This is a genomic window from Azoarcus sp. DD4 (assembly GCF_006496635.1).
In the GTDB taxonomy this organism is placed as follows: Bacteria; Pseudomonadota; Gammaproteobacteria; order Burkholderiales; family Rhodocyclaceae; genus Azoarcus.
This window is the reverse complement of sequence record NZ_CP022958.1, coordinates 906,605-921,680: the sequence shown is the minus strand read 5'-3', so window position 1 is coordinate 921,680 and position 15,076 is coordinate 906,605. Positions and strand designations below refer to the sequence as shown.

9 protein-coding genes are annotated in these 15,076 nt (G+C 66.8%); 5 read left to right on the top strand and 4 right to left on the bottom strand.

Translation table 11 applies throughout. From position 1 onward, the window contains the following. Nucleotides 1–110 precede the first annotated feature (110 nt). Nucleotides 111–1,487, top strand: a complete 1,377-nt coding sequence (locus tag CJ010_RS04405) for a lyase family protein (protein WP_141016914.1) — start codon at nt 111–113, stop codon at nt 1,485–1,487. A 371-nt stretch (nt 1,488–1,858) separates the two neighbouring features. Here the strand turns inward: CJ010_RS04405 and icmF are convergent, their stop codons facing one another. Then, nucleotides 1,859–5,125, bottom strand: coding sequence for a fused isobutyryl-CoA mutase/GTPase IcmF (gene icmF, locus CJ010_RS04400; protein WP_141016913.1), 3,267 nt, complete (start codon nt 5,123–5,125; stop codon nt 1,859–1,861). 212 nt (nt 5,126–5,337) lie between these two features. Here icmF and CJ010_RS04395 point away from each other — a divergent pair, with 212 nt between their 5' ends. The 4 genes from CJ010_RS04395 to CJ010_RS04380 all read left to right on the top strand — a co-directional run bounded on the left by CJ010_RS04395 (nt 5,338) and on the right by CJ010_RS04380 (nt 9,891). Next, complete coding sequence (locus CJ010_RS04395; protein ID WP_205754895.1) at nt 5,338–6,369, top strand: AraC family transcriptional regulator; 1,032 nt, start codon at nt 5,338–5,340, stop codon at nt 6,367–6,369. A 170-nt stretch (nt 6,370–6,539) separates the two neighbouring features. Next, a complete protein-coding gene (locus CJ010_RS04390) occupies nt 6,540–8,597 on the top strand; it encodes a PAS-domain containing protein (RefSeq protein WP_141016911.1) in 2,058 nt (685 codons plus the stop codon). Next, nucleotides 8,594–9,322 (top strand): response regulator transcription factor, encoded by a 729-nt coding sequence (locus CJ010_RS04385; protein ID WP_141016910.1) that lies wholly within the window; start codon nt 8,594–8,596, stop codon nt 9,320–9,322. Before CJ010_RS04390 ends, CJ010_RS04385 begins: the two co-directional genes overlap by 4 nt. A gap of 92 nt (nt 9,323–9,414) precedes the next feature. Further along, nucleotides 9,415–9,891: a VOC family protein gene (locus CJ010_RS04380; protein ID WP_141016909.1), complete on the top strand. Its 477-nt coding sequence runs from the start codon at nt 9,415–9,417 to the stop codon at nt 9,889–9,891. A 79-nt stretch (nt 9,892–9,970) separates the two neighbouring features. On the opposite strand, the gene CJ010_RS04375 is transcribed toward CJ010_RS04380, so the two are convergent. The 3 genes from CJ010_RS04375 to CJ010_RS04365 form a co-directional block, all read right to left on the bottom strand. Then, nucleotides 9,971–10,828, bottom strand: a complete 858-nt coding sequence (locus tag CJ010_RS04375; protein ID WP_141016908.1) for a neutral zinc metallopeptidase — start codon at nt 10,826–10,828, stop codon at nt 9,971–9,973. 64 nt (nt 10,829–10,892) lie between these two features. Beyond that, nucleotides 10,893–12,278 (bottom strand): KamA family radical SAM protein, encoded by a 1,386-nt coding sequence (locus tag CJ010_RS04370; RefSeq protein ID WP_205754894.1) that lies wholly within the window; start codon nt 12,276–12,278, stop codon nt 10,893–10,895. 235 nt (nt 12,279–12,513) lie between these two features. Beyond that, nucleotides 12,514–14,976: a bifunctional diguanylate cyclase/phosphodiesterase gene (locus CJ010_RS04365; RefSeq protein WP_141016907.1), complete on the bottom strand. Its 2,463-nt coding sequence runs from the start codon at nt 14,974–14,976 to the stop codon at nt 12,514–12,516. Between the last annotated feature and the right edge of the window lie 100 nt (nt 14,977–15,076).

Genomic DNA, 15,076 nt, shown 5'->3' with positions numbered 1-15,076 from the left:
GCGAAACGCCGTCCAGCCCGTGCTGGACGGCGTTTTTCTTTTCGGGCCGGCAGTCGAACATTCCCGCCTCGCGGGGCTCCAACACGCACGTCAGCCGCCAAGGAGCCCCCATGGACAACACCCGCATCGAACGTGACAGCATGGGCGAACTCGCCGTCCCGCTGGCTGCCCTCTACGGCGCGCAGACCCAACGCGCCGTGCTCAACTTCCCGATCAGCGACCAGCGCATGCCGCCGGCCTTCATCCGAGCCCTGCTGCTCATCAAACTCGCCGCAGCGCGCGCCAACGCAGCGCTCGGGCAGATCACCCCGGCTCAGGGCGATGCCATCGCCGCCGCCTGCGAACAACTGCTTGCCGGCGAATTCATGCAGCACTTCCCGGTCGATGTGTTCCAGACCGGTTCCGGCACCAGCTCCAACATGAACGCCAACGAGGTGGTCGCCACGCTCGCCGGGCGCATCCTGGGCGAGCCGGTCAGCGCCAACGACCACGTCAATTGCGGCCAGAGCAGCAATGACACCATCCCCAGCGCGATCCACGTCTCCGCTGCGCTCGGCCTCGCCGGCGAATTGCTGCCGGCACTGCGCTACCTGGCCCATGTCATCCGCGACAAGGCCAAGGAGGTGCACCACCACGTCAAGACCGGCCGCACCCACCTGATGGACGCGATGCCGGTGCGCATGAGCCAGGTGCTCAACGGCTGGGCCCAGCAGATCGACGCCAACATCGAACACCTGCGCGCGCTGCAGCCCGCCCTGCAGAGCCTCGCCCAGGGCGGCACCGCGGTCGGCACCGGGATCAACGCCCATCCGCACTTCGCCAGCCGCTTCTGCGCCGAGATCAGCCGGCTCGGCGGCCTCAGCTTCACGCCCGGCACCGACTACTTCGCGCTGATGGGTTCGCAGGACGTGGCAGTGGCGCTGTCCGGCCAGTTGAAGACCACCGCCGTATCGCTGATGAAGATCGCCAACGACCTGCGCTGGATGAATTCCGGACCGCTCGCCGGGCTGGGCGAGATCGAACTCGAAGCCTTGCAGCCAGGCTCGTCCATCATGCCGGGCAAGGTCAATCCGGTGATCCCGGAGGCGACCTGCATGGTCGCGGCCCAGGTGATCGGCAACGACACCACCATCACCGTCGCCGGCCAATCGGGCAATTTCGAGCTCAACGTCATGCTGCCGCTGATCGCGCACCGGCTGCTCGACAGCTTGCAACTGCTGGCTAGCGTCAGCCGCCTGCTTGCCGACCGCGCGATTGCCACCTTCAAGGTGCACGACACCCGCCTGCAGGAGGCGCTGGCGCGCAACCCCATCCTGGTGACCGCGCTCAATCCCATCATCGGCTATGCCAAGGCCGCCGAAATCGCCAAGCAGGCCTACCGCGAAGGGCGACCGATCATCGACGTCGCCGCCGAGCACACCTCGCTGGGCCGTGCCGAACTGGAGCAGTTGCTCGATCCGGAAAAGCTCACAGCCGGCGGCTTGTGAACAAAGGCCGATTTATCCCCGCCCGGCGTGGGTGAAGCTGTGGACAAGATGTGGGGCGGCGCCAAAGAGGCTTGAGCCGGCAGCGTTTTTTGCGATTGCACAAAAATGAGGCAGGACCGGCATCGCGGTGCGCTGCCGCCCTCGTCGACGGGATTTCCGCTCCCCACACGCCCTCAGGAGCCGCGGCCTGTGGGGAAAACCGGGTTTATCCCCGGCCGCCGTGGGCGAAGCTGTGGACAAGATGTGGGGCGGCACGCAAGGTGCTTGAGCGGCAAGGACTTTTCCGCGCTGCACAAAAATTAGGCAAGCCCGACCGCAGGTAAAAGAAACGGCGCCGAAGCGCCGTTTCTCTCTGTCGGGGTTGGGCGTGCTTACATGCTGCGCCGGTACTGGCCGCCCACCTTGTACAGCGCCTCGGTGATCTGGCCGAGCGAGCAGTAGCGCACCGCATCGACCAGCACCTCGAACACGTTGCCGTTCTCGATCACCGTCTGCTGCAGCTTCGCCTGCCACTTCGCCGCTTCGGCCTTGTTGCGGCCATGGAAGTCCTTCAGGCGGGCGAGCTGGCTTTGCTTCTCCTCGTCGGTGGAACGCGCCAGCTCGATCTCCTGCTGGGCCTGGCCCTTGGGGTTGAGGAAGGTGTTCACGCCGATGATGGGGTAGGAGCCGTCGTGCTTCTTGTGCTCGTAATACAGCGACTCTTCCTGGATCTTGCCGCGCTGATAGCCGGTCTCCATCGCGCCGAGCACGCCGCCGCGGCTGGCGATGGCCTCGAACTCCTTCAGCACCGCTTCTTCGACGAGATCGGTGAGTTCCTCGACGATGAAGCTGCCCTGGTTGGGGTTCTCGTTCTTGGCCAGGCCCCACTCGCGGTTGATGATGAGCTGGATCGCCATCGCCCGGCGCACCGACTCTTCCGTCGGGGTGGTGATCGCCTCGTCGTAGGCGTTGGTGTGCAGGCTGTTGCAGTTGTCGTAGATCGCGATCAGCGCCTGCAGCGTGGTGCGGATGTCGTTGAAATCCATCTCCTGCGCGTGCAGCGAACGGCCGGAGGTCTGCACGTGGTATTTCAGCTTCTGGCTGCGCTCGTTGGCGCCGTACTTGTTCTTCATCGCCACCGCCCAGATGCGGCGCGCGACGCGGCCGATCACGGTGTATTCCGGGTCCATGCCGTTGCTGAAGAAGAAGCTGAGGTTGGGCGCGAAATCGTCGATGTGCATGCCGCGCGCCAGGTAGGACTCCACATAGGTGAAGCCGTTGGCGAGCGTGAAGGCGAGCTGGCTGATCGGGTTGGCGCCGGCTTCGGCGATGTGATAGCCGGAGATCGACACCGAGTAGAAGTTCTGCACCTTGTTGTGCACGAAGAACTCCTGGATGTCGCCCATCATCTTCAGCGCGAACTCGGTGCTGAAGATGCAGGTGTTCTGGCCCTGGTCTTCCTTGAGGATGTCGGCCTGCACCGTGCCGCGCACGGAAGACAGCGTCCATGCGCGGATCTTGGCGTACTCGTCGCTGGTCGGTTCGCGGCCGTTGTCGGCCTTGAACTTCGCGAGCTGCTGCTCGATCGCGGTGTTGAAGAAGAAGGCCAGGATGATGGGCGCCGGGCCGTTGATCGTCATCGACACCGAGGTGCTCGGCGCGCACAGGTCGAAGCCGTCGTACAGCACCTTCATGTCGTCCAGTGTGGCGATGCTGACGCCGGAGTTACCGATCTTGCCGTAGATGTCCGGGCGCAGGTCGGGGTCGCAGCCGTAGAGCGTGACCGAGTCGAAGGCGGTACTGAGGCGATGCGCCGGCATGCCTTCGGACACCTTCTTGAAGCGGCGGTTGGTGCGGAAGGCATCGCCCTCGCCCGCGAACATCCGCGTGGGGTCCTCGCCCTCGCGCTTGAAGGCGAACACGCCGGCGGTGTAGGGGAAGGAGCCGGGGACGTTCTCCTTCATCAGGAATTTCAGCGTCTCGCCGTCGTCGTCGAAGTTGGGCAGCGCCACCTTGCGGATCTTGCTGCCGGACAGCGATTCGTAGGTGAGCTTGGTGCGGATCTCCTTGTCGCGGATCTTCACCACGTATTCGTCGGCCGCGTACAGCGCCTTTTCGGTCGGCCACTGCTCCAGCAGCTTCTTCGCCACCGGGGTGAGTTCGCCGTCCTTCCAGTTGATCAGCTCGTCGAAGGAGCCGATGTCCTTGCCGCACTGCTCGAACAGCGCCTTGGCGGTCTTCAGCGACTGGCGCTCACGGGCGACGCGCGCCTGCTGCAGCACGTGCTTGTGGTAGTCGCGCACGGTGTCGGCGATTTCCGCGAGGTAGCGGATGCGCTCGGCCGGGACGATGGCGCGGCCCTTGCTCGATGCCTTGACGGTGACGATGGGCAGCTTGGCAGCCTTAGCCTTCAGGCCCTTTTCCACCAGCTTGGGGAAGATCGCCTGGTAGAGCGCGGTGACGCCGTCGTCGTTGAAGCGCGCCGCCATGGTGCCGAACACCGGCATCTCGTCGGTGGGCTGGGTGAACAGCTCGCGGTTGCGCTGGTACTGCTTGCGCACGTCGCGCAGCGCGTCTTCCGCGCCCTTGCGGTCGAACTTGTTGATCGCGACGAAATCGGCGAAGTCCAGCATGTCGATCTTCTCGAGCTGGCTGGCCGCGCCGAATTCCGGCGTCATCACGTACAGCGACAGATCGACGAAGGGCACGATCGCGGCGTCGCCCTGGCCGATGCCGGAGGTCTCGACGATCACCAGGTCGAAGCCGGACAGCTTGCAGGCGGCGATGACCTCGGGCAGCGCGGCCGAGACCTCGGAGCCGGTGTCGCGGGTGGCGAGCGAGCGCATGAAGATGTGCTCGTGCTCGATCGCGTTCATGCGGATGCGGTCGCCCAGCAGCGCGCCGCCGGTGCGCTTGCGCGAGGGGTCGATGGAGACGATGGCGATCTTGAGGCGGTCTTCCTGATCGAGGCGGAAGCGGCGCACCAGCTCGTCGGTGAGGGAGCTCTTGCCGGCGCCGCCGGTGCCGGTGATGCCCAGCGTCGGCGTCTTGCACTTGGCGGCGGCATCCTTGATCGCCTGCTTGATGTCGTCGCCGCAGGCGCCGTTCTCCAGCGCGGTGATGATCTGCGCCAGCGCGCGGCGGTCGCCGGAGGCGAGCCGCTTGAGCATTTCGTCGGCCGACTTCGGCGCGACATGGGTGAGGTCGACGTCGGAGCGCTCGACCACGTCGTTGATCATGCCCTGCAGGCCGATGGTGGCGCCGTCTTCCGGCGAGTAGATGCGGGTGACGCCGTAGGCGTGCAGTTCGCGGATTTCCGACGGCACGATCACGCCGCCGCCGCCGCCGAACACCTTGATGTTCTCGCCGCCGTTGGCCTTCAGCAGGTCGATCATGTACTTGAAGAATTCGACGTGGCCGCCCTGGTAGCTGGTGATGGCGATGCCCTGCACGTCTTCCTGCAGCGCCGCCTTGACGATCTCGCCCACCGAGCGGTTGTGGCCGAGGTGGATGACCTCGGCGCCGGTCGATTGCAGGATGCGGCGCATGATGTTGATCGAGGCGTCGTGGCCGTCGAACAGCGCGGCGGCGGTGACGAAGCGCACCTTGTTCTTCGGCTTGTAGGGCGAAAGCTTCTTGGCGATGCTCAGGTCGGTCATGGTCGGTCTCCCCCGTTCTAATAACCCGTTGCACGAATGGTAGAAGCCAGCCGGATGCTTTGCCATTGCCCTTGCCGACGACCATCGTGCAAAATCCGCCAAACTCTCCCTCCGCTTCGAGTGCTTTTCCCGCCACCGTGAGCACCGCCGCCCCGCCCCTTGCATCTTCCCGGCAACCCCGCACAACGGCGCGCAATCGCGCGACGGTAGCGATGGGTTTCGTCACCGGCATGCTCGCCGGACTGCTGCGTCGTGGCCAGGATGCGGCCCCGCTGCTCGCCGCCGCCGGCGTCAGCCTTGCAGACTCCGCCAGCCGCATTCCGGTCGAACGCTATGCCGCGCTCTACAACCTGATCGTGGATGAACTCGACGACGAGGGTTTTGCGCTGTTTTCGCAGAAGATGCCCCCCGGCAGCTTCGAATTCCTCTGCCGCGGCATGCTAGGCGCCGCCACGCTGGAAGAGGCATTGGGGCGCGCCGCGCGCTTCCTGCGCATCGTGCTGCCCGATCTCGCGGTGGCCGTGGTGCGCGAGCCCGGCGCCGGCCATGCCGAACTGCGCATTACCGAGACCCGCGCGCTCGCCGCCGACGCCGACGACCCGGCACGGGTGTTCGCCTTCGAATGGCTGCTGCGCCTGCTGCACGGGGTGGCCTGCTGGTTCGTCGGCCGCAGCCTGGCGCTGGACGCGGTGCGCTTTCCCTACGCCCGCCCGGCGCATGCCGACGACTACGCGCTGGTCTATACGGAACATTCGGCCTTCGGCGGCGACGCGCTGGTGGCGCGCTTCCAGGCCAACCTGCTCGATCTGCCGCTGCGCCGCGACGATGCCGCGCTCGCCAGCTTCCTCGACGGCGCGCCGGGCAAGATCACCATGCTCTACCGGCGCGACCGCGAGATGGTGTTCCGGGTGCGCGACATCCTGCGCGACGCGCTGCCGCACAACCTGTCGCTCGACCAGATCGCCGCCCGCCTGCACCAATCGCCGCGCACGCTCGCGCGCCGCCTGGAGGAGGAAGGCTCGGGATTCCGCGCGATCAAGGACGCCACCCGGCGCGACATCGCACTCGCCCGCCTGACCAAGACCCGCCAGCCGATCGCGCAGCTGGCGGCCGATCTCGGCTATGCGGACACCTCCGCCTTCTACCGCGCCTTCGTGGCCTGGACCGGGGTCTCGCCCGAGCGCTTCCGCACCCAGCTCGGCAGCCGCGAACCGCCTCCACTCGCTTCGCCGGCGGCCCCTTGAACAGCGGACGGAACGCCACGCCGCCCGGACGATCGGCTATGCTGCGCGCGACCGTCAGTTGACGCGAACGTCAACTTCGGAGGAGGAAGGTTCCAGCACACCACCGAATGTGCAACCATCGGCTCCATAACGACACACACGTCGATCGCCGGAGAGGAGACACCCGCACCATGGCGAAACTCGCCGACCTTGCGCCCACGCCCGAGCAGCGCCGCCGCTACGACCTGCTGCTGGCCGGGCTGGACCTGCTCGACCAGGCGATCGCGGTGTTCGACGCCACGCCCAAGCTCGTCACCTGGAACAAGGCGCTGCTGCGCCTGCTCGACTTCCCGGAATCGATGGTGCGGGTCGGCACCCCGTTCGAGGACTTCGTGCGCTTCAACGCAGAGCGCGGCGAGTACGGCGAGGGCGATCTCGACAAGCTGGTGAACGAGCGCATGGCGGCGGCGCGCGCCTTCCAGCCCCACTACGCCGAGCGCGCCCGCCCCAACGGCAAGATCCTGGCGATACGCGGCGTGCCGATCCCCAATCTCGGCTTCGTCTCGCTGTGGACCGACATCACCGAGCAGCGCCGCTACGAAACGCTGATCCAGGAACAGAACACCCAGCTCGAAGAGCGCGTGCGGGCGCGCACCGCCGAGCTGGAGGAGGCCAATGCGCGGCTGGCCCACGCCAAGGGCGAGATCGACGGGATAGCCCGCGCCCTGTCCAAGAGCGAGGAACGCCTGCGCCTCATCCTCGACTCCATCCCCGCATTGATCGCCCATGTGGACGCCGGCCAGCGCTACCGCTTCGCCAACCGCGCCTATGCCGACTGGTTCGGCCTCAGCAAGGAAGACATCGTCGGCCGCAGCATCGCCGAGGTGTTCGGCCCCGAGGCTTATGCGGCGATCTGCCCCCATCTGGAGAACGCCACCCACGGCGACCGCGTCAGCTACGAGTATTCGCGCAAGAACGCCCAGGGCCAGACCGTGCATGCGCGCAGCGTGGTGGTGCCGGACGTCTCGGTGGAGGGCGGCTTCCAGGGCTATTTCGTGCTGTCCATCGACATCACCGAGCAAAAGGCCCACCAGGCCGCGCTGGTGCAGGCGCAGAAAATGGAGGCGGTGGGCCAGCTCACCGGCGGACTGGCGCACGACTTCAACAACCTGCTCACCATCATCATCGGCAACCTGTCGGCCTTGCAGGCCCAGCTCGCCGGCGGGCCGGGCGCCGAGTATGTCGATCCGGCACTGCAGGCGTCGAAGCGCGGCGCCGAGCTGATCAAACGCCTGCTCACCTTCTCGCGCCGCCAGCCGCTGGAACCGAGCACCGTGGAAGTGGGCGCGCTGGTGCACAACATGTCGCACCTGCTGGTGCGCTCGCTGTCGGAAACCATCAAGGTGCGGCTGCGGCTGCCGGGCGAGCCGCTGCATGCGCTGGTCGATCCGCACCAGTTGGAGAACGCGCTGCTCAACCTGGCGCTCAACGCGCGCGACGCGATGCCGGACGGTGGCGAGCTGACGATCGCGGTATCCGACCGCCTGCTCGATGCCAACATCGCCCGCCTGGTCGAGGTGCCGCCCGGCCACTATGTGCAGATCGACGTCACCGACACCGGCACCGGCATCGATCCGGCGCTGGTGCCGCGCCTGTTCGAACCCTTCTTCACCACCAAGCCCTTCGGCGGCGGCAGCGGCCTGGGGCTGTCCATGGTGTATGGCTTCGTGCGCCAGTCGGGCGGCAACATCCGCATCCTGTCCACACCCGGCCAGGGCACCAATGTACGTTTCGTGCTGCCCATGACACAGCCGGCAGCGCCCGCCTCGGCCGAAGCCGCCGCGCCGCCGCCGGCGCCGCGCCTGCGCAGCGGCCCGGTGCTGCTGGTGGAGGACGAACCCGAGGTTCGCAAGGTCATCCGCATGCAGCTCACCGCCCTCGGCCATCCGGTGATCGAGGCGGAGAGCGGCGTCGAGGCGATTCCCCTGCTGGAAAACATCGAGGACATCGCCTTGCTGATCAGCGATACCGTGATGCCGGGCGGCATAGGCGGGCGCGAGCTGGCCATGCACGCGCGCAGCCTGCGTGCCGACCTGCCCATCCTGCTGATCACCGGCTACGCCAGCGCGAGCAGTGATGCGCCGCCGGCGGCGGCCGACATTCCCGTGCTGCGCAAGCCCTTCGACCAGGCGGCGCTCGCCGCCGCGCTGCAGAACCTCAATCCGGCCCAGGAGCCTGGCTCAACATGACCGCGACCCGACCCGAGGCAAGCCCGTCGACCATCTTCGTGCTGGAGGATGAACCCGAGATCGCCCGCCTGATCTGCGCCAGCCTGACCGAGTACGGCTTTCGCTGCGAACATCTGGCCACCGGCCGGCAGCTGCTGTCGCGCGCGCGCCAGCAGACGCCGGACCTGTGCATCGTCGATCTCGGCCTGCCCGACATGGACGGCATGCAGGTGGTGCGCGAACTGCAGGACGGCAGTCCGTGCGCGGTGCTGATACTGACCGGGCGCAACGACGTCACCGACCGGGTGCTGGGGCTGGAGCTGGGCGCGGACGACTACATTGTCAAACCGTTCGAGCCGCGCGAGCTGGTGGCCAGGGTGCGTTCCATCCTGCGCCGCTACCAGCGTTCGGCACCGATGGAGAGCGTCGGCGAGAAGACCATCGCCCATTTCGCCGGCTGGATCTTCGACAGCGGCCGCCATGCGATGACCGCGCCAGACGGCCGCGAGGTGAGCCTGTCGGCCGCCGAGGCCAGCCTGCTGGCGGTGCTGCTGCGCCGCCCGAACAAGATCTTCTCGCGCGAACAATTGCTGGGCGAGCGCGACGTCGATCCCTTCGATCGCAGCATAGACGTGCGCATCTCGCGACTGCGCCGCAAGCTCGACGACGACCCGCAGAATCCCAAGCTGATCAAGACGGTGTACGGTGCGGGCTACCTGTTCGCAGCGCAGGTGAGCTGGGAGTGAGCCCGCTGCGCCCGCCAGCGCGCAGGCGCTTTCGATTCGGAACGACTTCGCTATAATTATGAATTCTTAATCCATTTCAGCAGGAGTTCCCCATGTCGCAGCGCCCGTTCAAGATCCTCGGCGTCCAGCAGATCGCCATCGGCGGTCCGAGCAAGGACAAGCTCAAGACCTTCTGGGTGGACATGCTGGGGCTGGAGGTCACCGGCAACTTCGTGTCCGAGCGCGAGAACGTGGACGAGGACATCTGCGCGATGGGCAAGGGGCCGTTCAAGGTCGAGGTGGACCTGATGCAGCCGCTCGATCCGGAGAAGAAGCCGGCGGTGCACGCCACCCCGCTCAACCACATCGGCCTGTGGGTGGACGACCTGCCGGTGGCGGTGGAATGGCTCACCGCGCAGGGCGTGCGCTTTGCGCCGGGCGGCATCCGCCGCGGCGCGGCCGGCTATGACATCACCTTCCTGCACCCCAAGGGCAACGAGGAATTCCCCATCGGCGGCGAAGGTGTGCTGGTGGAGTTGGTGCAGGCCCCGCCGGAAGTGGTCGAGGCCTTCGCCCGCCTGGCCGGCTGAGTCCGCCGCAGCCATTTCGGCGCGGCACCTGTGCCGCGCGCATCATTGTCTGCCGCCGGCGTCCGGCCAGCGGAGCGCCCTACAGCGCGTTGGCCGAAAAAGTGTCGCAGGCGCGTACCGAGCCCTGCGCCAACCCGGTGCGGAACCAGCGCACCCGCTGCACCGCACTGCCGTGGGTGAAGCTGTCGGGCACCACATAGCCCTGCGCCTGCTTCTGCAGGCGGTCGTCGCCTATCGCCGCCGCCGCGGTGAGGGCTTCCTCGACGTCACCTGTCTCGAGGATCTGCCGCGCCCGATCGGCGTGGTGCGCCCAAACACCGGCGAAGCAGTCGGCCTGCAGTTCCAGCCGGACCGACAACGCGTTGCCCTCGCGCTCCGACAGCCTGCCGCGGGCGCTCTGTACCTTGTCGGAAATGCCGAGCAGGTTCTGCACGTGATGGCCGATTTCGTGTGCGATCACGTAAGCCTGGGCGAAATCGCCGGGCGCCCGGAAGCGCCGGCGCAGTTCATCGTAGAAAGACAGATCGATATACACCTTGCGGTCGGCCGGGCAGTAGAACGGCCCCATCGCCGCCTGCCCGGTGCCGCAGGCGGTTCCGGTAGCACCGCTGAACAGCACCAGCCTGGGTTCCTCGTACTGGCGTCCGGCCGCACGGAAGATCGGCCCCCAGGTGTCTTCGGTGTCGGCCAGCACCAGCGACACGAAACGGCCGAGCTCGTCTTCGGGGGCCGGTGCCGACCGCTCCACCCTTGCCGGGGGCGGCGCCACACTGGCGGTCTGCAGGACGAGTGCAGGATCGACGCCGAAATAGATCGCAATCAGGGCGACGATGATGGTACCGATGCCGAGCTTGCCGCCACCGAGCCGCATACCGCCGCCGCCCTGGCCCCGCCTGTCCTCGACGTTGTCGCTTTCCCTGCCCTTGTCGAAACGCATCGCAACTCTCCGCCGCTCGTCCGCTTCGCTGCATTATGGTCCACGCCGGCGGCGGCGTAGCGGCTCAGGCGGCGGCGAGGCTGTCGTCGCGCATGGCAGCGTACTCTTCCTCCCAGAACCAGGTCGCTTCACCGAAAGCCGGGCGCAGGTGATGCAGCCAGGTGGCCTGCTCGTCGTAGCGGGCGAAGAAGGGACGCTGCACCCAGTCGGGGTTGCGGCCCTGGATGAAGCGCAGCGCGAACACCTGCTCTCCCGCCACCTCGGTCACGCCCTGGATCTCGATCTTGCCCGGGCTGGCCGACATGCTGGGGCCACGCGCGGTACGCGCCAGCCCGGACACCTGCTGCATCGCATCGCGGTAGATTTCCCACGCCCGCACCAGCGGTACCTCGAAGTGATGGCGGGCACCGGTGTCGCGCTCGACGAACATGTAGTAGGGACTGATGCCCAGGCTCACCTGGGTCTGCCACAACCGTGCCCACACGCCGGCGTCATCGTTGATGTGGCGGATCAGCGGGCCCTGCCCGCGTATCACCGCACCGGTGTCGCGGATGCGGGCGATGGCGGCGCGCGCGGCATCGGTCTCGAGTTCGCGCCAGTGGTTGTAGTGCGCCATCAGCGCCACATGCTTGCCGGCCTTCACCATCCGCTCGAGCAGGCGGACGAGATCGTCGGCGTCGGCGTCGTGCAGGAAGCGCTGCGGCCAGAAGCTGAGCGCCTTGGTGCCGATGCGTATGGTCTGGATGTGGTCGAACTCCGGCGCCAGCAGCGGTTCGAGATAGGCCTGCAGGTGCTTGGTCTTCATCACCATCGGATCGCCGCCGGTGAACAGCAGATCGGTGACCTGCGGCTGGTGGCGCAGGTAGCCGTGCAGCATGCGCGCTTCCGAGGCGGCGATGCGCAAGGCCTTGTCGCCCACGAACTGGGCCCAGCGGAAGCAGAAGCTGCAGTAGCTGTGGCAGGTCTGACCCTGGCTGGGGAAGAACAGCACGGTTTCGCGGTACTTGTGCTGGATGCCGTCGAGCCGGTTGCCGGCGGCGTCGCGCGGCATGTTCATTTCCAGCTGGTCTGCCGGGTGGGGATTGAGCTCCTGCCGGATCGCCTGGGCGGCGGTCTCGATTTCGGCCTTGTCGGCGCCGCGGCGCAGCAGCCTGGCGATGCGGTCGAAATGGGCCTCGGTGAGCATGCCGCGTTGCGGGAAGGTGAGCTGGAAGATCGGGTCGCGCGGCACGTCCGACCAGTCGATGAGTTCGTCGATCACGTACTGGTTCACCCGGAAGGGCAGGACGGATGAGACCACACGCATGTCGAAGCGCATCTCTTCCGGCAGGCGGTCGAGCGCGTCGATGCGGTCGAGGTCGCGCTGGGTATAGACCTTGAAGGTGGGTACCGGTGCCGCATCGGCAAGCTGGATGGGCCAGCGGCGGTTGGAACGGGATTGGATCGTCATGCTTCCTCCTCGTCGGCTCGCACGCAGCGGGAGAAAGCGCCGGGTCGGCGGTTTCGGGCGTGTCGGAGCGCGTCAGCGAGCGATGGCGCCACGATCGGGCACCATCCATTCAGGCGGGACCAGCGCAAGTGCGCTGGCTTGGGCGTGCATATTATTTTGTAAATTTAATTTGTGCAAATATTAATAGCCGCACGTCGCCACCTTCCCACATCCGGACACGGGCAAGGCCGCGCCCTCAGGAGTCTTGCCCGCTCCGGATCAACGCCACGACGAAGTCCTCGGCCGCCATCGGCCGCCCGACCAGGTAGCCCTGATAGGCCTCGCAGCCGAGGCTGCTGAGGAAGGCAAGCTGCTCTGCCGACTCCACGCCCTCGGCAATCACGCCGAGGCGCATCTGATGCGCCATTGCGACCACGGTAGCGACGATCATGCGATCGTTCTCGTCGTCGACGATGTCACGCACGAAGGAGCGGTCGATCTTGAGCGCATCCACCTCGAAACGCTTGAGATAGGCGAGCGAGGAATAGCCGGTGCCGAAATCGTCCACCGACAGCTTCACCCCCAGGCGCTTGAGTGCGGCAAGGACGTCGATCGCGCGGTCGGCATCTTCCATGACGGTGCTCTCGGTGATTTCCAGATCCAGCATCGCCGCCGGAAAACCGGTGCGGGCCAGGATGTCGCGCACGGTGCCGGGCAGGTCGGCCGAGCGGAACTGCCGGGTCGACAGGTTCACCGCGATCGACAGTTCCAGGCCCTGGTCCAGCCACGCCCTGCCCTGTCGGCAGGCGCTCTCGAGCACCCATTCGCCCAAGGGCACGATCAGCCCTGTTTCCTCGGCCAGCGGGATGAAGCGCAGCGGTGCGATCATGCCTTCGGTGGGGTGGCTCCAGCGCACCAGCGCCTCGGCGCCGATGATCTCGCCGCTCTCCGCCGCCACCACCGGCTGATAGTGGAGGACGAACTCCTTGCGTTCGAGTGCGCGCCGCAGGGCCACCTCCAGCGCCAGGCGCTCGTGCGCGGCGCGGGTGAGGTCGGCCGTATAGAAACGATAGACGTTGCGGCCGGCCTCCTTGGCCTGGTAGAGCGCGGCATCGGCATTGCTGATCAGTTGGGTGGCATCCTCGGTATCGAGCGGGTAGAGGCTGATGCCTATGCTGGCGCCGACGAAGACCTCCTGCCCGTTGGCGAGCTGGAAGGACTGGTTGAGCAGGTCGATGATCTCTTGGGCGAAGTCCGCTACGTCGCTGGCGCGGCGCACACGGTCGAGCAGGATGACGAATTCGTCGCCGCCCAGCCGCGCCAGCGTGTCCTCGGCCCGGATGCGTGCCCGCAGGCGGCGGGCGATCTCGATCAGCAACTCGTCGCCAACCGGATGGCCGAGGCTATCGTTGACGTTCTTGAAGCGGTCGATGTCGAGGAAAAGCACCGCCAGCAGTTCGCCGCTGCGATGCACCCGCTCGACACCGTGGGCCAGCCGCAGATTAAGCAGCACCCGATTGGGCAGGTCGGTGAGCGCGTCGTAGTGGGCCAGGTGCTGCAGCCGCGCCTCGGTTTCCTTCATGCGGCTGATGTCGGAGAAAACCCCGACGTAATTGGTGACGCGGCCGTTGTGATCGCGCACCACCGACAGCGTCAGCAGTTCCGGGAACAGTTCGCCGTTCTTGCGCCGGTTCCATATCTCGCCCTGCCAGTGGCCAGCCTCGTGTACGCCGCGCCACATCGCCTCGTAATAGGCATCGCCATGGCGACCGGACTGCAGCAGGCGCGGCGTCTGGCCGATCACCTCTTCCGGCGCGTAACCGGTGATCACGGTGAAGGCGCGATTGACCGCGATGATGCGGTTGTCGGCGTCGGCGATCATCACCCCCTCGCCAGTGTTCTCGAACACCGTCGCCGCCTGGCGCACGCTCTCCACCGCCAGCTTGTGCTCGGTGATGTCCTGCACGGTGCCGACGCCGGCAAGCAGCCTGCCATCGGCGTCGCGGCGGAACTCGGCGCGTTCGCGCACCCAGTAGGTCCGGCCTTCCACCACCAGGCGGTGCACCACGTCGTACTCGCCCCCCGCGACGGCCTGCCGCCAGGCAGCGTCCACCATGTCGCGGTCGTCCGGGTGGATGGCATCGAGGAAGCCGGCGTAGGTCACCTGCCGCCCCGGCGGAATGCCGAAGATGCGGTAGGTCTCGGTCGACCACTCGAGCACGCCGTTCTGGAGGTCGATGTACCAGCTGCCGGTGCTCGCCACCGACTGGGCACGCTCCAGGTTTTCCTGGCTACGCCGCAGCGCTTCCTCCGCCTGCCGCGCCGCGGTCACGTCGCGGCTGATGCCGATGAGGCCGCGTTGCCCGGACCTGCCGTCGCGGAACAAGGTCTTCAGGGTGTCGAGCAGCACCCGGCGGCCATCCGGGTAGGTAATCCACTCCTCATTGCGCCTGGCCCTTCCGCCGTCGAGCACCTTGCGGTCGTGTTCCACATAGGCCGAGGCCGAAGCTGCGTCGAAGAGCTCCTCGTCGGACATGCCGATAAGCTCGGCCTCGCTACGGCCCGCGTATGCCTCGAAGGCACGGTTGCAGGCGAGGTAACGGCCGCCTTCGTCCTTGACGAAGACCAGATCGGGAATCGCGTCGATCAGCGCCCGCAGCAGCGAGTCTTCGCTGTCCGCGGCGGCGGGGGCGACATCGGCGGGCTTCTTCGGATCCATGAATGCGGTTCACGACAGAAAATCGATCTAATTGAGCATTCTCGTACACATCCCGCCAGCCAGCCCCCCAAATTGGGCACAGGCGAATAAAAAAGGGCCC

Excerpts from the sequence above, each read along its gene's own strand:
- CJ010_RS04375 (WP_141016908.1), bottom strand. The coding sequence starts at position 10,828 with ATGCGTTTCGACAAGGGCAGGGAAAGCGACAACGTCGAGGACAGGCGG.
- CJ010_RS04365 (WP_141016907.1), bottom strand. The coding sequence starts at position 14,976 with ATGGATCCGAAGAAGCCCGCCGATGTCGCCCCCGCCGCCGCGGACAGC.
- CJ010_RS04390 (WP_141016911.1), top strand. The coding sequence starts at position 6,540 with ATGGCGAAACTCGCCGACCTTGCGCCCACGCCCGAGCAGCGCCGCCGC.
- CJ010_RS04370 (WP_205754894.1), bottom strand. The coding sequence starts at position 12,278 with ATGACGATCCAATCCCGTTCCAACCGCCGCTGGCCCATCCAGCTTGCC.
- icmF (WP_141016913.1), bottom strand. The coding sequence starts at position 5,125 with ATGACCGACCTGAGCATCGCCAAGAAGCTTTCGCCCTACAAGCCGAAG.
- CJ010_RS04405 (WP_141016914.1), top strand. The coding sequence starts at position 111 with ATGGACAACACCCGCATCGAACGTGACAGCATGGGCGAACTCGCCGTC.
- CJ010_RS04380 (WP_141016909.1), top strand. The coding sequence starts at position 9,415 with ATGTCGCAGCGCCCGTTCAAGATCCTCGGCGTCCAGCAGATCGCCATC.
- CJ010_RS04395 (WP_205754895.1), top strand. The coding sequence starts at position 5,338 with ATGGGTTTCGTCACCGGCATGCTCGCCGGACTGCTGCGTCGTGGCCAG.
- CJ010_RS04385 (WP_141016910.1), top strand. The coding sequence starts at position 8,594 with ATGACCGCGACCCGACCCGAGGCAAGCCCGTCGACCATCTTCGTGCTG.